This window comes from Paenarthrobacter sp. 22069 (genome assembly GCF_052046035.1).
In the GTDB taxonomy this organism is placed as follows: Bacteria; Actinomycetota; Actinomycetes; order Actinomycetales; family Micrococcaceae; genus Arthrobacter.
This window is the reverse complement of sequence record NZ_JBQEQF010000026.1, coordinates 34,155-56,563: the sequence shown is the minus strand read 5'-3', so window position 1 is coordinate 56,563 and position 22,409 is coordinate 34,155. Positions and strand designations below refer to the sequence as shown.

21 protein-coding genes and 1 pseudogene are annotated in these 22,409 nt (G+C 66.7%); 14 read left to right on the top strand and 8 right to left on the bottom strand.

Features of this window, described 5'->3' with window-relative positions; translation table 11 throughout:
• A pseudogene (locus ACTJK0_RS18455) lies at positions 1-621 on the bottom strand (HNH endonuclease signature motif containing protein); the annotation flags it as partial.
• Positions 622-1,010: 389 nt separating this feature from the next.
• On the opposite strand from ACTJK0_RS18455, the gene ACTJK0_RS18450 reads away from it, so the two are divergent.
• The 3 genes from ACTJK0_RS18450 to ACTJK0_RS18440 are packed head-to-tail and all read left to right on the top strand — an operon-like array spanning position 1,011 to position 3,043.
• Complete coding sequence (locus ACTJK0_RS18450; protein ID WP_440746195.1) at positions 1,011-1,337, top strand: ArsR/SmtB family transcription factor; 327 nt, start codon at positions 1,011-1,013, stop codon at positions 1,335-1,337.
• On the top strand, positions 1,334-2,116 hold the full coding sequence (locus tag ACTJK0_RS18445; protein WP_440746194.1) for a cation diffusion facilitator family transporter: 783 nt from the start codon (positions 1,334-1,336) through the stop codon (positions 2,114-2,116). Before ACTJK0_RS18450 ends, ACTJK0_RS18445 begins: the two co-directional genes overlap by 4 nt.
• Positions 2,117-2,119: 3 nt before the next feature.
• Positions 2,120-3,043: a cation diffusion facilitator family transporter gene (locus tag ACTJK0_RS18440; RefSeq protein WP_440746193.1), complete on the top strand. Its 924-nt coding sequence runs from the start codon at positions 2,120-2,122 to the stop codon at positions 3,041-3,043.
• 90 nt (positions 3,044-3,133) lie between these two features.
• Here ACTJK0_RS18440 and ACTJK0_RS18435 read toward each other — a convergent pair whose 3' ends face one another.
• Together ACTJK0_RS18435 and ACTJK0_RS18430 are read right to left on the bottom strand one after the other, a co-directional pair.
• A complete protein-coding gene (locus ACTJK0_RS18435; protein ID WP_440746192.1) occupies positions 3,134-4,303 on the bottom strand; it encodes an acyltransferase family protein in 1,170 nt (389 codons plus the stop codon).
• A gap of 455 nt (positions 4,304-4,758) precedes the next feature.
• Positions 4,759-6,210: an FAD-dependent monooxygenase gene (locus ACTJK0_RS18430; protein ID WP_440746191.1), complete on the bottom strand. Its 1,452-nt coding sequence runs from the start codon at positions 6,208-6,210 to the stop codon at positions 4,759-4,761.
• Positions 6,211-6,404: 194 nt separating this feature from the next.
• Here ACTJK0_RS18430 and ACTJK0_RS18425 point away from each other — a divergent pair, with 194 nt between their 5' ends.
• Together ACTJK0_RS18425 and ACTJK0_RS18420 are read left to right on the top strand one after the other, a co-directional pair.
• Complete coding sequence (locus ACTJK0_RS18425; protein ID WP_440746190.1) at positions 6,405-6,740, top strand: YciI family protein; 336 nt, start codon at positions 6,405-6,407, stop codon at positions 6,738-6,740.
• Positions 6,716-7,993: an RNA polymerase sigma factor gene (locus tag ACTJK0_RS18420; RefSeq protein ID WP_440746189.1), complete on the top strand. Its 1,278-nt coding sequence runs from the start codon at positions 6,716-6,718 to the stop codon at positions 7,991-7,993. Before ACTJK0_RS18425 ends, ACTJK0_RS18420 begins: the two co-directional genes overlap by 25 nt.
• Before the next feature lie 262 nt (positions 7,994-8,255).
• Here ACTJK0_RS18420 and ACTJK0_RS18415 read toward each other — a convergent pair whose 3' ends face one another.
• The 4 genes from ACTJK0_RS18415 to pdhA form a co-directional block, all read right to left on the bottom strand.
• The gene (locus ACTJK0_RS18415; protein ID WP_440746188.1) at positions 8,256-9,269 is read right to left on the bottom strand and encodes a family 16 glycosylhydrolase; all 1,014 of its coding nucleotides are present in this window, start codon (positions 9,267-9,269) and stop codon (positions 8,256-8,258) included.
• Positions 9,270-9,560: 291 nt separating this feature from the next.
• A complete protein-coding gene (locus tag ACTJK0_RS18410) occupies positions 9,561-11,102 on the bottom strand; it encodes a dihydrolipoamide acetyltransferase family protein (RefSeq protein ID WP_440746187.1) in 1,542 nt (513 codons plus the stop codon).
• A 2-nt stretch (positions 11,103-11,104) separates the two neighbouring features.
• Positions 11,105-12,232, bottom strand: a complete 1,128-nt coding sequence (locus tag ACTJK0_RS18405) for an alpha-ketoacid dehydrogenase subunit beta (RefSeq protein ID WP_440746186.1) — start codon at positions 12,230-12,232, stop codon at positions 11,105-11,107.
• A complete protein-coding gene (pdhA, locus tag ACTJK0_RS18400; RefSeq protein ID WP_440746185.1) occupies positions 12,229-13,464 on the bottom strand; it encodes a pyruvate dehydrogenase (acetyl-transferring) E1 component subunit alpha in 1,236 nt (411 codons plus the stop codon). The genes ACTJK0_RS18405 and pdhA overlap by 4 nt, the downstream gene beginning before the upstream one ends.
• A 160-nt stretch (positions 13,465-13,624) precedes the next feature.
• On the opposite strand from pdhA, the gene ACTJK0_RS18395 reads away from it, so the two are divergent.
• Together ACTJK0_RS18395 and ACTJK0_RS18390 are read left to right on the top strand one after the other, a co-directional pair.
• On the top strand, positions 13,625-14,086 hold the full coding sequence (locus ACTJK0_RS18395) for an Lrp/AsnC family transcriptional regulator (RefSeq protein WP_043449375.1): 462 nt from the start codon (positions 13,625-13,627) through the stop codon (positions 14,084-14,086).
• A gap of 59 nt (positions 14,087-14,145) precedes the next feature.
• Positions 14,146-14,589 (top strand): YdeI/OmpD-associated family protein, encoded by a 444-nt coding sequence (locus ACTJK0_RS18390; protein WP_440746184.1) that lies wholly within the window; start codon positions 14,146-14,148, stop codon positions 14,587-14,589.
• Between the two features lie 185 nt (positions 14,590-14,774).
• Here the strand turns inward: ACTJK0_RS18390 and ACTJK0_RS18385 are convergent, their stop codons facing one another.
• Positions 14,775-14,996 carry a hypothetical protein gene (locus ACTJK0_RS18385; RefSeq protein ID WP_440746183.1) on the bottom strand — a complete coding sequence of 74 codons (222 nt, stop codon included), beginning with the start codon at positions 14,994-14,996 and terminating at the stop codon, positions 14,775-14,777.
• 572 nt (positions 14,997-15,568) lie between these two features.
• On the opposite strand from ACTJK0_RS18385, the gene ACTJK0_RS18380 reads away from it, so the two are divergent.
• From ACTJK0_RS18380 to ACTJK0_RS18350, 7 genes are all read left to right on the top strand, one after another.
• Positions 15,569-16,159 carry a hypothetical protein gene (locus ACTJK0_RS18380; protein WP_440746182.1) on the top strand — a complete coding sequence of 197 codons (591 nt, stop codon included), beginning with the start codon at positions 15,569-15,571 and terminating at the stop codon, positions 16,157-16,159.
• Between the two features lie 123 nt (positions 16,160-16,282).
• Positions 16,283-17,032: a YcnI family copper-binding membrane protein gene (locus ACTJK0_RS18375; RefSeq protein ID WP_440746181.1), complete on the top strand. Its 750-nt coding sequence runs from the start codon at positions 16,283-16,285 to the stop codon at positions 17,030-17,032.
• Positions 17,033-17,045: 13 nt separating this feature from the next.
• Complete coding sequence (locus ACTJK0_RS18370) at positions 17,046-17,615, top strand: copper resistance CopC family protein (RefSeq protein WP_440746180.1); 570 nt, start codon at positions 17,046-17,048, stop codon at positions 17,613-17,615.
• A 433-nt stretch (positions 17,616-18,048) separates the two neighbouring features.
• Positions 18,049-18,519 carry a hypothetical protein gene (locus ACTJK0_RS18365; protein WP_440746179.1) on the top strand — a complete coding sequence of 157 codons (471 nt, stop codon included), beginning with the start codon at positions 18,049-18,051 and terminating at the stop codon, positions 18,517-18,519.
• Between the two features lie 130 nt (positions 18,520-18,649).
• The gene (locus ACTJK0_RS18360) at positions 18,650-19,732 is read left to right on the top strand and encodes a COG1470 family protein (RefSeq protein WP_440746178.1); all 1,083 of its coding nucleotides are present in this window, start codon (positions 18,650-18,652) and stop codon (positions 19,730-19,732) included.
• 1 nt (position 19,733) lies between these two features.
• Positions 19,734-20,237, top strand: coding sequence for a hypothetical protein (locus ACTJK0_RS18355; protein ID WP_110541496.1), 504 nt, complete (start codon positions 19,734-19,736; stop codon positions 20,235-20,237).
• Complete coding sequence (locus ACTJK0_RS18350; RefSeq protein ID WP_110541497.1) at positions 20,234-22,366, top strand: OmpL47-type beta-barrel domain-containing protein; 2,133 nt, start codon at positions 20,234-20,236, stop codon at positions 22,364-22,366. Before ACTJK0_RS18355 ends, ACTJK0_RS18350 begins: the two co-directional genes overlap by 4 nt.
• The last annotated feature ends 43 nt before the right edge of the window (positions 22,367-22,409 follow it).

Here is a 22,409-nt window from a genome sequence, read left to right as displayed (position 1 = left end):
CTCCGCCACCCCCTTGGCGTGCCGTTCCTCGATACTCTCAGCGTGGTGGCGTTCCCGCCACGTCCGGGCCTTGACCCGGAACCGGTGCGCCGGCAACTCCCCGGCCGGGCAGCCACGCGCCGCACCCGGTGCTTCGGGATCCAGGAAATGCGCTTCCAACGCCGCCGCCCCAACAGGATCAAGGCCTGCGGTTTCATCGGCCATCACCACCGCGTGCTGCCACGAGATCGTTCCGGCCTGCAAAGCCTCCAAGGTCCGCGGCAACCCCGTGGTCAGGGCGTGGGACGTGGCCAGGAACGAACCCGCCGCCCGCGGACCAAGGGCCAGCACGCACCCGATCTCCGCAGCGACCGCCATCTCCTGCGCCACCACCGGCACATCCGGACCCGCAACAGCAAAAGCTGACTCCGAATACTTCACCGCCGCCTTCGCCTTCAACCCCGCGAACCCGGCCTCCACCTCCCGTGACCCGGCCAAAATATCCAGGCACCCATCCGCCAACCCAGACAACGGATCAGCCACCGAAAACGGGGTCGAACCCGCCCCATCAACCTCAGCATTGAGCACGGCAAGACCCGCCCGGATATCCCCGAACGCCTTCACCACCGCCGCTGTCCCCATAAACCCATCATGACAAGGGGGTGTGACATTCACCTGGGACAGGCCCGCTCACGGGCCCACCCCAGCCTCAAGCAACCGCTCCAACCCCTTTTTGAAGCCGAACCGGTCGCCGTAGGCGGTTTAGGGGCTTCGGGGATCCGGCCCAGGACGAGCGTGCTCCAAGCGCCGCCGTAGGCGGCTTAGGGGCTCCGGGGATCCGGCCCAGGACGAGGTGCTCCAACCCCTGTCTGAAGCCGAACCGCCTCCGTGGGCAGCTTCCGGGATCAGGTATCCGGCCCAGCGAGGGGCATGCGCCATCTGGAAGCCGCCACAGCTCCCAGAAAGTAGACCTCTTGGATGCCCGTGAATCCATGTTTGCGTGAATACAGCCTGGGCTGTACTTTGAGGACATGCAGACCGTCACCCAGGCTCCGGTGCTTGCCCGTTTTGGCTACGCTGTATCGGACCCCACCCGCGCCCGTGTTCTCCTGGCCCTCGCGGAAGCGCCCTCCTATCCCTCGGATCTGGCGGACAGCCTCGGCGTCTCCCGGCAGAGCATGTCCAACCACCTGACGTGCCTCCGCGGCTGCGGCCTGGTGGTCGCCGTCCCGGACGGTCGGCGAAGCCGGTACGAGCTGGCCGATGCGCGGATCGGCCATGCCATCAAGGACCTGATCAACGTTGTCCTGGCCGTGGATTCGGCCTGCTGCGCCCCCGACGGAGAGTGCCTGGCATGACAACTGCCCTCAACGCCCCCACTATGGAACGCCGCCGGGTCCTAAGCCGCCGGATCAGGCTCTTCGCGGCCGCCACCATTTCCTACAACATCGTTGAAGCGGTTGTGGCGTTATGGGCCGGCGGCACCGCGGACTCGTCCGCCCTGATCGGTTTCGGCCTCGATTCGATCATCGAAGTGGCCTCGGCCGTGGCCCTGTCGTGGCAGTTCTCCGCCAAGGACCCGGAGCGGCGTGAGCACCTGACCCTGCGAATCATCGCCGTCTCGTTCTTCGCCCTGGCAGCGTTCGTAGCGGTTGACGCCATTCGGTCCCTGGCAGGCGCGGGTGAAGCGCAGCACTCCGTGCCGGGCATCGTGATCGCGGCCCTGAGCCTGGCTGTCATGCCGGTCCTGTCCTGGGCACAGCGCCGTGCAGGGCGCGAACTCGGATCACGGACAGCGGTGGCTGATTCGAAGCAGACTCTGCTGTGCACGTACCTTTCCGCTGTGCTTTTGGTGGGCCTGGTCCTGAACAGCACCCTGGGCTGGTGGTGGGCCGACGCCGGCGCGGCACTGGTGATCGCAGGCATCGCCATCCGTGAAGGCGTCAATGCCTGGCGCGGGGACTCGTGCTGCGCTGTTCCCCACGCCGCAGCACCCATCGACACAAAAGACCCCGGCGCGACCGCCTTACTGGCAGCGACCACAGCAGAAGACGGCTGCTGCCCCGGTTGTTCCAGCGCGGCAGCCGCGTCCGACGTACCCCAACCGCTGGGCCTGCCGATCGTCCGGAAGGGCTGACCGGTGGGCAGCGGCCACGGCCACAGCCACAGCGGCGCGGACCCCCACAGCCAGCGAGGCAAACTCCTGCTGGTTTTCGCCATCACGTTCATGGTGATGGTGGCCGAGGTCGTCGGCACGGTTCTCACGGGCAGCCTGGCGCTGCTGGCCGACGCGGGGCACATGTTCACCGATTCGGCCGGGCTTCTCATCGCGGTGATCGCGGCCTCGCTGGCCCTGAAACCCGCGACCTATAAGCGCACGTGGGGGTACAAGAGGGCGGAGATCATCGCCGCGGCCGGCCAGGCCGCGCTGCTGCTGGGGGTTGGCGGGTTCGTCATTGTCGAGGGCATCCGCCGACTGGTTGAACCACCCGCGGTTGGTGGACCGCTGATGTTGTGGTTCGGCGTCGTGGGCCTGGCAGGCAACGCGCTGGGACTGCTGGTGCTCGCTTCCGGGCGCCACCACAGCTTCAATATGAAGGCTGCCTTCCTCGAGGTACTCAACGATGCCCTCGGTTCCATCGCTGTGATCGTGGCTGCACTGGTTATCGCGCTGACCGGGTGGACCAGGGCGGACGCCGTCGTGTCGCTGCTCATCGGCGTCCTGATCATTCCCCGGACGCTGAAACTGCTCCGGGACACCGTGAACGTGTTGATGGAGAGCACTCCCCCGGGCCTGGACCTGTCCGAGGTCCGCCGCCACATCCTGGCGCTCCCGCACGTCATCGACGTGCATGACCTGCATGCCTCCCTGGTGGCCTCCGGGGTACCCGTACTTTCAGCCCATGTCACCGTCCAGGATGAGTGCATGCGCGACGGGCACTCGGCCACCATCCTGGCCGATCTGCAGCGGTGCGTGGCCCAGGACTTCGATGTCAGCGTCGAGCACTCCACCTTCCAGATCGAGCCCGCCGCCCACCGGGACCAGGAGAGCATCCCGCACTGATGACATAGGCGCCACCGGCAGCCAAGCCGCCTGCCGCCGTCGGCGCCGCACGCAACGGCGCCGTCTGCCGGTAGGTCCCCGCTCCCCTGCCTAGGCTGGCACGGACTCCTTGGACCGTTCCGGCACGGAAGGCACGACGGCGGGATCCAGCCTTTTGTTTGCCCAGCGGCGGAGCGGCCGCTCCACGCAGCGGAAGGACGCATAGGCCAGCAACACGGTGAGGGCGGCGGTCAGTGCGATGCGGATGGGAAGGTCCGGGATGAGGGGCATCAGCAGCAGGTAGACAGGCAGGTGCCAGAGATACATGCCGTAGGACAGGTCGCGACCGGGGCGTGCCAGCCAGGGATGGCTGAGGAGGCGCGACAGGACGCCGGCGGGCTGCAGGACCAGGGAGCCGATCAGCACGGCGGCCAGCACCGCGAGCACCGTGGGGCCCGCTGTCCAGAACGCGTTGAACCAGGGGCCGGGAGCGTCCGGTTCCTTGAGCAGGAAGAGCGCTGCCACCAGCGCGAGGCCGGCGGGGGCAGCGGCCCAGCGTGCTGCGGCCGCGAGGAGGGTATGGAGCCGGGAGCCCTGGCGCAGCGCGGTGAACAGCAGGGCGAGCGCGCACCCGACCAGAAGTTCGTCAGCCCGGGTGTCCGGTCCGTTGTAAATGCGGTCCAGCGGTTCGCCGGCATTTACCAGCAGGAACCGGTTCAGGACGAACGCGCCGGCCAGGGCCACCGTGGCCAGGGCGGCCGTACGGATCCTCCAAAAACGGAGCATCACCAGCAGGAGCAGCGGCCACACCAGGTAGAACTGTTCCTCCACGGCCAGGGTCCACGTGGGGCCCATGGTTTCACCGGCAATCGAGTCGCCGAAAAAGCCAAAGTGCGCAAGGTTCATCACGTAGGCGGCCGCCGGAAGGACAAACCCGGCCTGGCCACCCCAGCCCGACTCCGGAAACACAATACCTGCCACGACGATCACGGCGCAGAGTGCCAGGAGCGCAGGCCACAGCCGGGCCAGTCGCTTGGCATAGAAGATGCCGAGGTGGAGCCTGCCGGTGGCAAGGCGCTCCTTCATGATCAGCAGGGTGATCACGAACCCGCTGAGCGTGAAGAACACGTCCACGCCGATGGATCCGCCGGGCATGGATTCGGTGGCGGTATGGAAGAAGAACACGCCCGCCACGGCGATGGTCCGGAGACCGTCCAACGCATGCTTGCGCCCCGCGATGACCTCTGCGCCGGGTGCCGCCGGGCTTCCTGATGCTGACACGTTTCCGCTGCTATTCCTCAAGACCACTAAGCAAGCATATATAACGTTTCCATAACTGCGCTGGGTGAAGTCTGGGTGCACGCTGGTACTGACGTGTCCACGGCCCCTGGTTCCGGAGTTCCTGGCACGCCGCAAAACCGGTGATTGCTGTTGCACAAACAAGTCCGGGAGCCAGCCACGCTGCTGGTTCCCGGATTTCAAGGCGGGGATGTGGCCCACCCCCGAAAATTGGTTTCTCTGGGCCACATCCACGCCGGCTATGAGGGCAGGGGCATGCCAGGAGGTGACGGCAGTGTGGCAGGGGTGGTCATGGCTCGGTCCTCCGACGGCAACTGAAGGCCGTCTGCCTGACCCGGAGTTAGCTTACAAGAGCGACCGCCCGCTGCAACAGGGGGCAGTCCCGCAGTTTTCGCCCAGTTTCCCCGCATTAATGGATATGTGGCGGCCATTCCTGATTAGTGCGCAGGCCGGCCAAACCAGGATTCAAGGGCTTCCGCCAGCCCGTCGGCCGACCCTTCGCCCACCCACGCAACATAGCCATCCGGACGGACCAGGACCGCCGCAGGGGCAGCAACGTGGCCCAGCACCGGAAGCTGCCACCCGCCGTCGTACGTGGCAGCGACGTGCTGTACGCGCCCTTCCGAGGCGCCCGCCTCCAGCGTTTGGCCGCCGAACTCCAGCAGCACCGGCCGGGCGGGGCGCAGTAATTCGTATACCCGGGTTGTTCCTTGCCTGCCAGAAATGTCCAGGTCGGGCATCCGGCGGCCCAGCAGCGGATGCCCCGGCCCGGGGCGGTAGGCAACGTCCAGGCCGGAAATGAGTGCGGCGATGGGCGCACCCGCCCCGTCAACCCGGAGCACCTCGTCGAGCAGGCCGCGCAGCGCCTCCTGCCGGGGGTCGGCCTTCTGGAAGAGGGACTGCGCCATGGTGTATCCCAGTGCCCGGGCTCCGGCGGGGTGGCGCTCGTCATGGTAGGTGTCCAGCAAACCTCCGCCGGAGGTTCCCCGGACCACCTGCCCCAGTTTCCAGCCAAGGTTCACGGCGTCCTGCAGTCCCAGACCGACGCCCAGCCCGCCAGTCGGTGAATGGACATGCGCGGCATCACCCGCCAGCAGCACACGGCCCTTCCGATAGGACTCCGCCTGCCGCGTGGCGTCCGTGAACCGTGACAACCAGATGGGGCTGTGCACGCCGAAGTCCGTCCCGAACACGTCCGCCAGGGCCACCCGCAGGTCCTCCATGGTGGGTTCGGCGGCCGGGCCCAGCGAGGCCTCGGTGACCACAACCCGGACAACCCCGTTGCCCATCGGATACAGCCCGTGGATTCCGCGGGCGTCCACCTTCCCCTGCTGCTCAGGCTCCCCCGCGACCTTTACCTCCGCGATCAGGCTGCTGCGGGTCGCGTCCGGGCCCGCCATCGGAATGCCCGCCGACCGCCGCACCACGCTGCGCCCGCCGTCGGCGCCCACGACGTACCCGGCCCGCAAAGGTCCGTCGGCGGCGAGCTCGACGTCCACGCCGTCGTCGTCCGCGGTAACTCCGGTGACCTCCACGCCGCGCCGGATCTGCACGCCAAGCTCCTCCACCCACTCCAGCAGCAGCCGCTCGATGTGGTTCTGGAACAAAGCCAGCGTGTAGGGGTGGCGCGTGGGCAGGCTGCCCAGATCCAGCTGCGTGCTGCCAAAGGAGGCCGTCTGGACAGTCTTGCCTTCGGCGAGGAACCGATCCGCGATGCCGCGCTGGTCCAGCAACTCGATGGTCCTCGAATGGATGCCGCCGCCTCGCGACCCGGCCAGTTCCTGCGAAGGCCGCCGCTCCAGGACCAGCGCGTCCACTCCCGCCAGCCGAAGCTCCCCTGCCAGCATCAGCCCGGTGGGCCCGCTTCCCACAATTACTACCTCGTGCATCCCAGCCCGCCCCCTCGTTCGTGAACCGCCAGTATGCGCCAACCCCGGGCCCTTGCCGCAAGGCCCCCTGCGCGCGGTACTTTGGAAATGGAAGGGGAATTTCCCTGGCGCTGTCGATGTCCGCTTCCCTTGTGCGTCGTATTGGTAGAGGCTCCAATGGGAAGCCTTTGAAGCCAATCGAAGGGAGCACAAAAATGTCCAAGTACCTGATCCTGATTTACCAGGACGAGACGGTGGCCAGGCAGGCCGAAGGCGAATCCATCAGCGCCAGCTACCAGGAATTCATGCAGCGCCGCGGTTCCTCCCTGCTCAGCGGCGCCGCGCTGCATCCTTCCTCCACGGCCACGTCCATGCGGCGCGACGGGGCAGGCGGGTTCCTGGTGACGGATGGCCCGTTCACCGAGTCGAAGGAAACACTGGGCGGCTACTACCTAATCGAGGCAGCAGACCTCGACGAGGCACTGGAGATCGCCAAGGAGGTTCCCGCCGGCGTCGGGGTGGAGGTATGGCCGGTGCGGGTGGTCAGCTGATGCAGGCGGCCGCCGGCACCGAGGTTGCCGCCGCGGTGGCGGACGCGCACCGCCGCGAGTGGGCCTTTGTGCTGGCGGCCACCGTTCGCGTCGCGGGTGACATCGACACCGCCGAGGAAGCCGTCCAGGACGCGTACGCCAGTGCGCTGACGGCATGGGGCTCGAGCGGGATTCCCGGGAACCCCGCGGCATGGCTGACGGTGGCAGCCCGACGGCGGGCGCTGGACATCCGCCGGCGCGCGGCAACGGCCCAACGGGCGCTGCCGAAGCTGCTGGACCCGGAGGAACGCGGCGGCAGCGGTCCCGAATTCGACGAACAGGAGATTCCCGATGACCGCCTCAGACTGATCTTCACTTGTTGCCATCCTGCCCTGGCCCTTGAGGCCCGGGTGGCGCTAACCCTCCGGCTGCTGTGTGGGCTGTCCACGGGGGAAGTGGCCCGTGCGTTCCTTGTCCAGGAACCCACCATGGCGGCGCGCATCACCAGGGCGAAGAAGAAGATCGCCGCAGCGAACATCCCGTACCGAGTCCCCGCCGTCTCCGAGCTGCCCGAGCGGGTCGAGGCCGTCCTGTCTGTTGTCTACCTGGTGTACACCACCGGGCACACCGCCCCCTCCGGAGACGACCTGATGCGCCGGGACCTGGCCGAACGCGGCCTGGAACTGGCAAGGATGCTGCGGGTCCTGCTGCCCCGGGACCACGATGTGGCTGGACTCCTGGCCCTGATCCTCCTCACAGAGGCCAGGACCGCCGCCCGGGTGGACGAGCACCAGGACGCCGTCCTCATGGAAAACCAGGACCGGTCGAAATGGGACCGGCGGGCCATCGGGGAGGGCACGGCCCTGCTTCGTGAAGCTTTGGCGTCACGTCCGCCCGGCCGCTTCGCCCTCATGGCGGCCATCGCGGCGGTCCATGACGAGAGCGGCTCCTGGGCGGAGACCGACTGGGACGAAATCCTGGGCCTGTACAACCTGCTGATGGAACGGTGGCCCTCCCCGGTGGTCCGGCTCAACCGGGCCATTGCCCTCGGTTTCGCCGCAGGCCCTGCCGAAGGGCTGGCTGAGCTTGATGCCCTGGGAGCCGAACCGCAACTCGCTCGGTATCCGTACCTTGCCGCTGCCCGCGGCGACTTCCTGGCCCGGCTCGGCCGGCTGGAGGAAGCGCGCACAGCGTTCGAGGAAGCAGTGATCCTCACTGACAATGAAGCAGAACGGCGGAACCTCCGAAGCCGGCTGGACGGGCTGGCCCGCTAACGTTGGCCGACAAGGGGAAAGCCCCTCCTAGGAGGGGCTTTCAACGAATTTGTCACTTGTCTTCAGGTAATGGTCAGCGGTGATGCACTCCCCCTTCCCGGACGCCCCCGGCGCCCATCCGGACTATGACCCTCATCACTTTAATAGAGTCCGGAGTTGGGGTAAAGGGGTTTCCTGCCAAAAAGTTGAAAGGACGTACGACGGCGGCACACCGCCCGGGCGTCTTGCCCGGCTTCCAAGGTGGACAGCGTGCCCTGAACGGCTATTCCCTGGTCCAGATGGACACCCAGTCAAGCAGGACGTGTCCCTGCGTTTCCGGCGCGGGGCAGCTTGGCGAGCAGGACTCCGTCTGCAGGATGTAGTGCATTGGCTTGGTCGGCGTGAACCTGGTGGAAACGCCGATTGATTTCCCGTCGAGGAAGAACTCAATGCCATCTGGCCGCCACTCGGTGGTGGCGATGTGCCAGTCCCCGTAGGGCTGGTTGGGCCGGAGGACGTCATTGTCGTGGACGCCGTTTTCCATGCCATGCACGGCAGCATAGATGACCTTGGACAGGTCCCCTTCGGGGAAGTCGATCTCTCCGTCCTCGGGCCACTGCTTGCTGTCGGGCCACAGGAGCCACGCCAGCTTGAAGCCCGGCAGGGCGTCGGCCTTGAAGCGCACGGAGTAGCGGCCGTACAGCAGGCTGTTGTAAGGCCGTTGGCTGGCGCCGTCGAATTTGGGTGATGGCGCCGCACCCAGGGCAACTCCGCCTTCAGAGTGCAAGAACATGTCCAACACGCCGTCGTGGACGGTCAGGACCTTGGACGGGAAATACCCGGAAGTCCGCTGGCCCTTATCCTGCTGCTGGGCCGCCGTGTCCGGCGTTCCGTCAGCGTAGTTGACGCTCCATCGTGTGCTGTAAACGGGGCCCGGGAAGCCGCCAAGGCCAACATCTCCTTCGGCGAAGTCCTCAGCAAAGACCTGGCGCCAGCCGGGGAGGTCACCGGCGGGCATGGCATTGGAGCCCGCAGACGGGTCGGCGGGCCTGGAAGGCAGCGGGGTGACGACGGAGGGCTCGGCGGTCTTGACAGGATCGGCGGCGGTAGCGGGTGCGTCCGTGGTGGGTGCTGCTGAACCGGTGGCGGGTTCCGTATCAGGGTCCTGGGGCGTCCGGTCGGCACTTTGGGGCGGCCCGGAACCCGCTGGACGGCTGAGGTCGCCACAGCCCGCAGAGGTCAGGGTCAACACAGATACGAGGGCCAGAGCCCCGGCGAAGTGCTGGAATGTCTTCATTGGCGTCCATCCCTCCATAGGGAGTGATTGGATTCTACCGCCGGGGCATGCCAAGCCGGCACCGGAACTGCTGCGGCTGTTTGCATGGCCATCCCCCTTGGACTAGCGGGGACGCCGGGTGAAGTCCTGCCCGGCGGCCCCATCCCCTTGTTCGGTCCACCCTACGGACTGCCCGTGAGCCGGTCATGAGTACCGGGTACTCATGTTTCCGGATCCTCACCCCGGCCCGGGCACCCCGGGTACCTGTTTTGCCTCAACAGGCGCCCCGCGAAAGCTGTCCGGTCCGAAGGCTTACAGGTCTAGCAGCAGCCCCTGCGGGTTTTCGATCGCGTCCGCAACGAATCGAAGGAACCCGCCCGCAGTTCCGCCGTCGCAGACGCGGTGGTCGAAGGTCAGGGTGAGCTCGGTGACCTTGCGGACGGCAAGTTCGCCGTTCACCACCCAGGGCTTGTCGATGACCCTGCCCAAGCCCAGGATGGCCACTTCCGGGTGGTTGATGATTGCCGCGGAGCCGTCAACGCCGAACACGCCGTAGTTGTTCACCGTGAAGGTTCCGCTGCCCAGCTCCGCAGGGGTTGCCTTGCCGTCCCGGGCCACCTGTGTGAGCCGGCGGATCTCGGTATCCAGTTCACGGGCACTGAGCTTCTCCGCGCCGCGGACCGAGGGCACCACCAGGCCGCGGTCGGTCTGTGCGGCGAAGCCGAGGTTGACGCCGTCGAACGAGACGATCTCCTGCGACCCGTCCCCTGACGTTTCGATCCGGGTGTTCAGTTCCGGGTACTTCTTCAGCCCCGCGGTGACGAACCGGGCGATGAATGCCAGCAGCCCGGGGACTTCGGCGCCCTTGGCCTTGAGCCCTTCGCGCAGTTCCAGCAGCGCCGTGGCATCCACATCAACCCATACCGTGGCTTCGGGGATCTCGGAGCGGCTGCGGGCCATGTTCGCGGCCACCGCCTTGCGGACGCCCCGGACCGGAGTCCGCGCGGAGACGGCAAGGCCGGTGCGGGCATCGTGTCCCTGCGTTTCTGCGGACTCAACAGGACCCGACGGCGCTTCAACAGGCTCGGCTTCAGGCGCGGCTTCCGGTGTTGCCGCCGGCACTGCCGTCTTCATCGCAGCCTCAACGTCCCGGCGCATGATCAGTCCGCTGTCTCCGGACCCGGAGATATCCCCCAGGTCGACGCCGTGCTCCCGCGCCATCCGCCGGACCAGCGGTGAGATCACGGCCCCAAGCTTTCCGGGAACGCGGGTGCGCAGGAGCGCGAGCTCGTCCTCTTTGGACAAGTCGGGAGCAGCGGAGTCGGAACGGTCAGCCACCGCCACAGAAGACTTCGGCGCACGGGTACGCCGCGCCTGGCCGTGGCCGCCGGGGGTGCCATAACCGATTAGGACATTCCCGGACCCGGCCTTTTCTTCCTCCCGATAGGTCTCGGCGGCTGTTTCCGAAGCAACCGCCGCGGATGATGCCGCCCCGGGAGTGGCATCGGGCCTTCCTGAGCCGGACGGCATGCTGCTTGCAGCATTGCCGTCCGGCGAAGGGGCGGGGGCGGCATCAGCCGCGGCGGACACCGGAGCGGCAACCCCAGTAGAAAGCGGCGTCACTGAGATCAGCGGCTTTCCCACGTCGATGGTTTCCCCCGGCTTGCCGTGCAGCTCGGCCACGATCCCGGCGTAGGGTGAGGGCACCTCGACGGCGGACTTCGCGGTTTCCACCTCGGCGATCGGCTGGTCGACGGCGATCTCATCACCAACAGAGACATGCCAGGAAACCAGTTCGGCTTCGGTGAGGCCTTCGCCCAGGTCCGGCAACAAAAATACGCGTGGTTCGCTCATGGTCAGTTCTCCCACTGAAGGTCGTCAACGGCGTCGAGGATGCGGTCCACGCCGGGCAGGTAGTACTTCTCGAGTTTGGGCGCCGGGTACGGGACGTCGAACCCGGTGACGCGGCGGATGGGCGCGGCCAGGTAGTGGAAGCAGCGTTCCTGCACCCGGGCCACGATCTCGGAGGACACGGATGCGAAGCCGTGGGCCTCCGCGATCACCACGGCGCGGCCGGTCTTCCGCACGGATTCGCAGACGGTGTGGTCATCGAACGGGACGATCGTGCGCACGTCGATGACTTCCAGCGAACGCCCCTCCAAAGCAGCGGCCTCCGCAGCAGCCAAAGCGGTAGGCACGGACGGGCCGTACGCAATCAGGGTCGCGTCGGTGCCGGGACGCGCGACGGCGGCACGCCCCTCGGAGCCAAGTCCCGTCGTCGTGCCTTCCGCAGAACGCCCGTCCTCATGAAGGCGCCGCAGCTCACCCAGGTCCACGGAGTCCTTGGTCCAGTACATCTTCTTGGGTTCCATGAAGACGACGGGGTCATCCGAGTCGATGGCCTCGCGGAGCATCCGGTAGCCGTCTGCCACCGTGGCCGGGGTGTAGACCTTCAGCCCCGCTGTGTGCGCGTAGTAGGACTCGGAGGAGTCGCAGTGATGCTCCACTCCCCCGATGCCGCCGCCGTACGGGATGCGGATGACCATGGGCAGCTTCACGGCGCCCTTGGTGCGGTTATGCATCTTGGCCACGTGGCTGACGATCTGTTCGAACGCCGGGTAGGCGAACGCGTCGAACTGCATTTCGATGACGGGACGCATGCCGTTGATCGCCATGCCCACGGCCATGCCGACGATCCCGGACTCGGCCAGCGGGGTGTCGAAGCAGCGCTGCTCGCCGAACGTGGCGGTGAGGCCGTCGGTGATGCGGAAGACGCCGCCCAGCATGCCCACGTCCTCGCCGAACACCAGGACGGAGGAGTCGGCCTGCATGGCGTCGGTGAGCGCTGTGTTTAGGGCCTTGGCCATGGTGACGGGCTGCGGGCCGGCGGCCTCGGCGGACGCTGCGGCGGAGGCAGCCGCCCGTGCGGTAGCGGCGCTGACGTTGCCGTTGGCTTCGGATGAGGTGGTGATGGTGGGGCTCACTTGCCGGCCTCCCGTGCATCGGAGTTCTGGGTAGCTGCTGCGTCGCGGGCGATCTCGTCGGCGAGCATGGCGGACTGCTCCTTCAGCTGCGGCGTCTGCCGCGCGAAGACGTGGCGGAACAGTTCCTGCGGGTCCACGGGCACGTCGTCGCCGAGGCCCTCGCGCAGCTGCGCGGCAACCGCCTCGGCATGCTCACGGATGCGGGCTTCGCCGTCGTCATCGAGCAGGCCGCGGCCGGTCAGGTAGGTGCGCATCCGGTTGACGGGATCCTTGGCCCGCCATTCCGCAACCTCGCTGTTTTCCCGGTAGCGGGTGTCGTCGTCGGCGTTGGTGTGGGCCTGCATGCGGTAGGTGTTCGCTTCCACCAGCAGCGGCCCGGAGCCTTCGCGGGCGAGCTTCACCGCGCGGTCAAGGACTGCAAGCAGCGCGACGACGTCGTTGCCGTCCACGCGTTCGCCCGCCATGCCGTAGCCCACGGCCTTGTGCGCGAGCGACGGCGCCACGGACTGGTGTGCCAGCGGCACCGAAATGGCGTACTTGTTGTTCTGGACAAAGAAGATCACCGGCAGGTGGAAGACGGCGGCGAAGTTGAGGGCTTCGTGGAAGTCGCCTTCGCTGGTGGCGCCGTCGCCGCACATGGCCATCACCACGGTGTCCTCGCCGCGGAGCTTGGCGGCGTGGGCAACCCCGACGGCGTGCAGCAGCTGGGTGGTCAGCGGCGTGCACTGGATGCCCACCTTGTATTTGAGGGGGTCGTAGCCGCCGTGCCAGTCGCCGCGGAAGATGGTCATCACCTGGACGGGGTCCACGCCGCGGGTCATCACCGCCACCGCGTCCCGGTACGTGGGGAACATCCAGTCGGCGTCGGAGAGGCAGAGCGCAGCGGCCACCTGGCAGGCTTCCTGGCCGTGGCTGGAAGGATAGACAGCCATACGGCCCTGCCGGACCAGGGCGGAGTTCTGGTCGTTGACGCGGCGGCCGACGACGAGCTGTTCGTACGCTGCCAGCAGTTCGTCATTGCCGGGCACCGGGTATTCGTGGCCGGGCTGCGTGCCTTGTTCACTGTCCGGGATGAGCCGGCCGTCCGGATCCACCATCTGGATCTGGTGCCGGGCGGGGAGCATGTAGTCCTCCACCGTGATGCCGAACTTCTTCACAGCCTCCGTAAGCGCATCGTCTGCGGGTGTGGTGCTGGCGGTGTCCGGCGCGGTGTGGTCTGCGGAGATCGTCATTGGTCCGTCCTTCGGTAGCCACTATTCCCTCCCAGTATTGTCCTGACGGAGGTTTCGTATCCACCACCTGCGCAAATCGTGGAGAAGCTGCTCCCAAGTGCCTACTATGGAAGACAATTTGCAACTGTGACGTGGATTACCGACGGGAGTCGTGGACAAAATGGCGGGCAAGGATGCTGCTGCTGAGGTTCCGCTCGATGAGATCGACCGGCGCATCATCAGTGAACTCACCCGGGACGGCCGGATGTCGGTGACGCAGGTGGCGGAGAATGTGCACATTTCGCGGGCACACGCCTATTCCCGGATTGCCCGGCTGACCGGCGACGGAGTACTCACCCGGTTCACCGCACTGGTGGATCCCATCAAAGCGGGACTGAAGTCCTCCGCCTACGTGACGCTGAAGCTGAAGCAGGATTCGTGGCGCGAGCTCCGCGACCAGCTGGGTGCCATCCCGGAGGTACACCACATTGCCCTGGTGGGCGGCGACTTCGACGTGATCCTGCTGGTCCGCGCCGTGGACAACATCGACCTGCGTCGGGTGATTTTCGATCAGCTCCAGACCATGCCCGGGGTGCTGGACACGCAGACGTTCCTGGTCTTCGAGGACGTCGATACGCGGTAAAACCGTTGGATCCGCGTGCCCGCGCGCGGTTCCCCTTCCAACGGCCGCATACTGTGGACATGAAATTCACCACGACAATCCAGGGCAGCGGCAACACGACAGGCATCGAGGTACCCGACGAGGTGGTCAGCGCCCTGGACGCCGGGCGCCGGCCGCCGGTGGTCGTCACGATGAACGGTGCGAGCTACCGCAGCAGCATCGCCGTGATGGGTGGCCGGAACATGATCAGCGTCAGTGCTGCAAACCGCCAGCTCACCGGGGTAGCTGCCGGGGATACGGTCGAGGTGGGCCTGGAACTGGACACGGAACCGCGGGTGGTGGAGGTGCCCGAGGATCTTGCCGCCGCCCTGGCGGCCGAACCCGAAGCGAAAGACTTCTACGGGACGCTGAACTACAGCAGCCAACGCCGCTATGTGGAGCCCATCGCGGACGCGAAGACCCCGGAAGCGCGGTCACGCCGCATCGCCAAGGCGGTACAGGACCTCAAGGCGAAAAAGAAGTAGGCAGGTCACCGCACCTCATGACGCGGCGCATCCACTCGACGGCATAACCGCGGCCCCGGGGCGCATGGAACGCAGCGCCACACTGCTGGACACCACGCCCCTTTGATCAGTCTACTTACTATCTGCGGAATTGTAAGGGGAAGCTGAACGCTGGAAGCCAAACCCAGCCTGGGAGTCAGCTGCCGCTACATCTGCTCAGGTATCCAGTAGGGGGCATCCACTCCCGCCCCCGTCAGGTTGTCGCAGCGGACCAGCTGGCTGCCGATGCGCTCCAACGGACAGTCAACATAGGTGTTGAGGACCTCATCGTCGGAGTCCGACGTTGCGGCGGCTGGTATCGCCGAGAGGAAGAGTGCCGGGAAGACGGCAGCAAGGAATTGAGGGGAACTTGATGCATTCTTGACCAAATCCGGACAAGTCCTTGAGGCATGCCCTCCAAAGTGATGCGTGAAGGACGGGAGCGCAGTTGATGCACCTGGGTACTGGGCCCAGCCACCCCGCTCCTGCGTCGGAGAAATCCGATGGTCTCAGTTGCCTGGCGNCGCGCCGCCAGGCAACCACCTCCACATTCCACGAAAGCCAGGGGCCTGCCGCGGAGGCACGGATCAGCGTCGATCCGAAAAAGCCGGCGGGCCCCCTATCCGTCCCGCGCCGCATGGCTGTGCCCCGACACCACGACATGCACGGCGTTGCCCTCCGCTGTGAAGTCGGTTCCTGACGGGTCACTTCCTGCGGCGCACCACCAGCACGATATACAGGGCGGCGGCAATCGCCACCAGCGCCCCGATGCTGATCCCTGCGCTTGGACCGTCCAGCATGCCGGAACTCCTTTGCAACCTTGCATGGCTAATCGACATCATCACCCTACGCCCGGACCCACGGCCACATCGGCGGCCCCGCACCGGCACCGATTAGCTGCCGAAGCGCAGCTTCCCTACAGTGGAGGGTGGCAACAGCGGATGGAAGGGCGGCGAGTGGCATGAGTGCTCCCTTCCGCTTCCCCCGCGCCGTCGCCTTCACCGCGGCCATGTTCGCCCTCGCCGCAGGAGCCCACGTGCTGGCCGGAGGCCTGCTGCCGCAGCCAGCCATCCTGGCGGGCATCGTGGCGCTGGTCCTGGCACCGGTCACGATGCTCTCGAAGACCAAAATCGATGTGCCGGCGATGATCGGCCTCCTGGGCTCCAGCCAACTGGTCCTGCACTGGGCCTTCGACGCGTTCTCGGTGTCCGCATCGTTCACTCCGACCGACGGCACCCACGTCCATGACGCATCGGCGGTGTCCCCCGCGGCCGTGGCCCTGATGCCGGAACATGCCGCCGTGCCGGGCGCCCTGATGCTGGTCCTGCACGCCACGGCAACCCTTGCGACGGCGTTGGTCCTGGGCAAGGGCGAAGCAGCCGTTTGGGCGCTGGCCGCCTGGCTGCGGCCACTGGTCCGGATCCTGGCCGCCGTCGCCATTCCCGAGTGGCCGCACCTTCCCGCGCCGGCCGCCGTCGTCATTCCTTTCCGGCGGCGGAACCTGCGGTTGCCTGCGCTGCGCGGGCCGCCGCCCTGCCAGGCCGCTCACTAAGCGGCTCCCGACGTTCCGCGCCGTCCCCACCTGCCCGTAGGCAGGGAGGGCCGGCTGCGTTGTCCCCTTTTTTCTGCGCCGCCGCATACGCGGCCCTGAGGCGCACCCTTTGGAAGGCTTGCTTTGAACACCTCATTCCGCCGTACCTTCAAGACCCTCACCGCTGCCGCTGCCGCCGCGGGAATTGTGGCCGCCGGCGCAACCGCGGCGTCCGCCCACGTGAGCGTTGACCCGGACGACACCGGCGCGAACGGCTACTCCCACCTGACGTTCAACGTCCCCAACGAGTCCCCCACCGCGAAGACCAATAAGCTCGAGGTCACGCTGCCCATCGATACGCCGTTCACCTCCGTCTCTGTCAAGCCTGTGGAGGGCTGGACCGCGCAGGTGGTCACGGGTGACCTGCCCAAGCCGGTCACGGTGGCGGGCACCACTGTCACCAAGGCGCCGGTCTCGGTGGTCTGGACTTCCGACGAAGCGCACCAGCTGGGCCAGAACCAGTACCAGTCCTTCTCGCTGTCCGTCGGCCGGCTTCCCGCGGAGGGCACCAAGGTCACACTGAAGGCGGCCCAGAGCTACACCGACGGCAGCGTGGTGAACTGGGACGAAGAGAGCGCTGAGGGGCAGCCCGAGCCGAAGCATCCGGCCCCGTCCTTTGTGACAACGGCCGACGACGACGCTGCCGCCGGCGGTGCGTCAGCGTCCAGCGCATCGCCGCCAGCGAACGCCGAGGCAGTGTCCCGGACCGCCCAGGAGTCCAGCGACGCGGCAGCCGTGTGGGGCGTGGTGCTGGGTGCGGCAGGCTTCGTGCTCGGCGCCGCGGCTTTGGGGCTGGTCCTTGCCGGCCGCCGAACCCGCGCCACCGGGAAATAGATTGGGGAAACGAATGAAGACGACATCTTCCAAGAGGCCAGCCGCCTGGCTGGCACGGGTGCTGCTGGCGCTCACCACAGCCGCGTTCGTGCTGGCTTCATCGGCACCTGCACAGGCGCACGACTCCCTGGAGTCCAGCACCCCGGCCGATGGTTCCACCGTCAGCGCGATGCCCGCGAAGATCGAGCTGACCTTCGACCACACCCCGATCGCCATCAACTCGATCGTGAGGGTGGAGGATGCCACCGGCACTGACCAGGCGGACGGGCCGGTTCAGATCCTTGACAACCAGGTCAGCCAGCCGGTCAAGCCGGGGGCACCCGAAGGAAAGTACACCGTGGTGTGGCGGGTGGTGTCCTCTGACGGTCACCCCATCGAAGGAACCTTCACCTTCACCGCCGGTGGCCCGAACACCGCCCCGGCCACCTCCGCCGCCGCTGCCACGCCTGCTGCTGCAGCCAGCTCCGGGCTTCCGGGGCAGCTGGTTGTGGTGGGGATAATTGCGGCCGTGCTGGTCATCGGGCTGGTGTTGGCCGGAGTGGTGATCAGGCACCGGCTGCGGAACCCCGAGGGCGAGGGATGATCATGACCTCGGCCTGCAGGGTCCAGGGTTAAACCAGGTCCAAGTTGGAAGCAGCGCGTCCGGTTATTGCCGGGCGCGCTGCTTCTCTTAATGGCTTTCATACTCGTTTAGGGCAAGTTTTTCGGGCGTTCGGGCTCTCGTGCAGACACGGTAAGCGGCGGTTCGATGGCACCACTTGCTTCGGTCAAATTCGCCATGAATTCCGGACCCGGACCCAATCCTCGCAGTCAGGACGGGGGGGGAAGCTTCCTGAGTATTGGGTCATCCAACCAAGTAGTGGATTTCGCGGCCGGACGAAAAGTCGGGTACCGGTACGTGTTGTTGGGGCGGGGGCGCAAAAGAAAACATTGGCTCATCGATCCACCGAAAGGCACCTGGATGGGGCCGCTCATGGGGGAACGGGTTCTCACTCACATTTACAAGGAGTCTTTCCATGCGCCAGATGACCAAGAAGAACAAGATCGCGGCCGTTGCCGCTTCCGCAGCGCTGGTAGCCGTCGGCGGCGGGGCCGCCTACGCCTACTGGAGCACCACAGGTTCGGGCAGCGGCTCCGCTGCAGCAGCCGCCGGAACATCCCCCGTCGCCATCAACGTGACCATCGACTCCGGCGACATGACCCCAGGTGGGCCTGTCAAGACCATCACCTACACGGCCAAAAACCCGAACTCGGGCAGCACCCAAGTTACCCTCACGGACCCCCAGGTTACCTTTGACACTGCCCACTCGGGCTGCTCGGCGGCGTGGTTCACAGCTACCCTCCCGTCCCCGGCCGGGCCCACAACCGTGCCAGGAAACAACGTGACAACTGCCTTGGGCACTGGCACGCTCACCTTCTCGGACAGTGCCGCATCCCAGGATGCCTGCAAGGGCGCAACCATCACGGTAACCGTCGGCAGCAACTAACAAGCGAGCGGGCCGGGGGCGGTGCGAATCCGCTCCCGGCCTGCCGTCATTTGCACCAACTGGGAAGGGGCACGGGGTGCACAACGAGGACGGGCATCCGCGGCATCGCTTGCGGAATGCCATAAAAGTAGTGCTGATCGGGTTAGCCGTGATGCTGGCCAGCGCGGGGGCGCTGTTTGCGGCATCGCAAAGCACCAAACCGGGCATCACGGTGCAGGTCTCCCCTGCCAGTCAATCCGTCCAGCAGGGCCAGGCGGCTGCCTATACGGTGACGGTGACATCCAGCGGCGGCTTCACCGGCGCGGTCAACCTGGCCGCAGCGGGACTGCCGGCCGGCGCGGCAGGCGCCTTCACGTCGTCGTCCGTCACCATCAACTCCGGAAGCACTGCAACCTCAACCCTGAACGTCACCACTGCCGCCACAACGCCGGCAGGCACCAGTTCCCTGACCATCACCGGCACCAGCGGCAAGGTCTCCGGCAGCGTCACCGCCGGCCTCACCGTCAACTACAAGATCTCCTCGGCTATCTCGGTCGCCGCTTCCCCGGACTCCCTGTCGGTCCCGCCGGGCGCCACCGCGGTGTACACACTGCAGCTCACCCGGAGCAACCTCTCCGGCCCGGTCACCTTCAGCGTCCTGGGCGGCCTTCCCTCCGGCGCCACGGCATCGTTCTCGCCGAACCCGGTAACCGGCACCTCCACCACCCTCCAGGTGGCCACCACGGCCGCTTCCCCCACAGGAAGCTACAGCCTGTACCTGGTAGGCACGGGCAAGGATTCCAGCGGGAAGTCGCAGTACGCCTACGCAAACGTGCAGCTTGTCCTGGACGCCACCATCAAGCAGTTCGTCCTCTCCGGCAACGTCCCCGGAACCCTCTCCCCCGGCACCTCGGCCGGGCTGGACCTACAGATCAACAACCCCAACAGCAAGGCGTTGTCACTAACGAACGTGTCGGTGGCCGTGGCAGGGGTTACCCGCAGCGCGGACGCCGTGGCCAAGAACCTCGCCTGCACCGCGGCAGACTTCACCGTTACCCAGTACACCGGCCCCTACCCCCTTAGCGTCCCCGCAGGCATCAGTTCCCTCTCGGGGCTCCGGCTTGCACCATCGGTATGGCCGCGAGTGGGAATGCTGGACACCTCCGCCAACCAGGACGGCTGCAAGGGCGCCACCCTCCAGCTCACGTACTCAGGATCAGGACAGGGGAACTGAGATGACCGCCAGCACCAGGACTGCCAAAGCCGGCAAGGGCCTCAAGGCAGCGGCCCTCGCCGGGATCCTCATCGCCGGGGGCGCCGGAACCGCCTACGCCTACTGGGCCGCCGCCGGCACGGGCGCCGGAACTGCAGCCGCCGGCACCATGCAGGCCGTCACCGTGGACGCGCTCGTAGCCGGGGACGGCCCCGCGGCGGCGCTCGTTCCAGGGGGCACTGCCGACGTCGTACTCCGCCTCACCAACCCCAATCCCTACTCCGTGCAGGTCTACAGCGTCACGGCCAACGGGCCGGCCACCGCGGACAGCGCACATTCCGGCTGCACCACCACCGGGGTCAGCTTCACCGGAACCACGGCGCCGCTGTCACCGGCAACCTTCATTCCGGCAAACTCGTCCACCCTGCTCACTCTTCCAGGAACGGCCGCCATGGATACCACCTCTCTCGCAGCCTGCCAGGGCGCCACCTTCCACCTCCCGGTTACGGCGGAGGTGCGCAAATGAGCCTCGCCATCCGAAAGTCGCCGCTCGGCTTCCGCCTCCCCTCAGGACGGCTGGCATGGATTGTCACCGCGGTCCTTCTCCTGCTCGGCACGGCCACCGCTGCTTACGGCTTCTGGGCCTCGACCACCAGCAGCAACAATGCCGCCGCCGCGGCGGACGCCCTGTCCCCGGGATCCAAGCCCGCCGTCACCGCCAACGGCGCCTCGCTCAGCGTCACCTGGGCAGCCGGTACCACGGTCAACGGCCGGGCGGCCACCGGATACACGGTCACCAGGTACGCGGCCGCCACGGGCGGCACCGGAACGCCGGCGACCGGCGGATGCGCAGGGACGGTCACTACCCTGACCTGCACCGAACAGAACGTCCCTGGCGGCACCTGGTACTACACGGTCACCCCCACCATCGCGCTCTGGACTGGCGCCGAAAGCCCGCGCAGCACCGGCGTCAGCAGTGACTCCATCGCCCCGGTAGCCACGGTCTCCGGCGTGTCGCCAACGCCCAACGCCGCCGGCTGGAACAACACCAGCCCGGTCACTGTGACCATCACCGCCGACGACGGCGTGGGCGGCTCAGGCGTCGCCTCCATCAGCTACACGGTCGACGGCGGCACGCAGCAGACGGTGAGCGGCGCGTCCGCCACTGTCACAGTCAGCGGCGACGGTACCCACACCGTTTCCTACTTCGCAACCGACAAGGCGGGCAACGCCGGCACGCCACAGAGCAAGACGCTCCAGATCGATACCACGGCTCCGGCCGCCCCCGGGCTGGGCGTTCCCGCATACGTGAACATCGCCAACGTCGCCGCCGTACCCGTCACGGGAACCGCAGAGGCCGGCGCCAAGATTTCCCTTACGGCCACCGACACCGGCACAGGCACCCCTCATTCCGCGTCCGCCACGGCAACCGCCTCGGCAACGGGGGCGTGGTCAGTCAACCTGGACATGGGCACCTTCAAGCAGGGAACGGTCAACTACAGCGCCACGGCCACCGATCCCGCAGGGAACACGAGCGCGGCCAAGGCAGCAACAAGCATCAAGGACACCGTGGCACCTGCAGCGCCCCAGGCCCTGAGCGTTCCGGCGTACGTGAACGTCGCCAACGCTTCATCAGTGCCTGTCTCCGGCACCGCTGAGGCCAATGGAACAGTGACCGTCACCGCCACGGACGCCGGCGCAGCGCACAGCATTTCGGGTACGGCAACCGTCCCAGGCGGCGGCGCATGGTCCATGAACCTGAACCTCGGTACCCTGAACGAGGGAACAGTCAGCTACGCCGTGACCGTGAAGGATGCGGCTGGCAACAGCAGCAGCACGGCTACCGTTACGGACACGAAAGACACTGCGGCGCCGGTCCTGAGCATCACGGCACCGATGTATGTGAACCTCAGCAACTACACCGCGGTCCAGGTCAGCGGTACCACGGATACATCCGGCACTCTCAACGTGACTGCCCGAAGCAGCGTGACTAACAGCGTCACCAAGCAGGTCACGGCGTCGGGCTCCACCTGGTCCACAAGCATGGACCTCACCTCGCTCGACCAGGGCACGGTGACCTTCACCGTCTCGCTTACCGACGCTGCAGGCAACACGGGCTCGGCGAGCGCCGCGAGTAGTACCAGCAAAGACACCATTTCCCCCACGGTTTCGGCCATCTCACTGGTAAACAGCGGCGGCACCGCGGGTCTGGGGAAAGCGGAACAGGGAGACAGCCTGGCAATCCAGTTCTCGGAACAGATGGACGCAACCAAGATCTGCTCCGCATGGAACAACACCGGCACTCAGACCTTGAACGGCAACGGCGACATCACGGTCACCATCAGCACGGCCAATGTACTGACGGTCACCAGCGGAACCTGCACGTTGAATGTTGGTTCCGTCGCCCTGGGATCGGATGCCAAGTATGGATCCGCAGGCGCACTCAGCTTCAGCGGAAACGGCGCCAATGCGAGTTCGGTGACCTGGAACGGATCAAGCACCCTGACGATCAAGCTTGGAAAGGTTGGCACCGCAACTTCCGGGACGACCACGATAGCCAATGCACCCTCGTATACAGCGGCAGCCGGCCTTGCCGACATCCCAGGGAACCCGCTTGGAGCTGGACCGTTTAGCGGAGCCGCAGCCCGGTTCTGAATGGAGCAGCCGCGACTTCCTGGGGCCTCGCACTGGCGGGGCC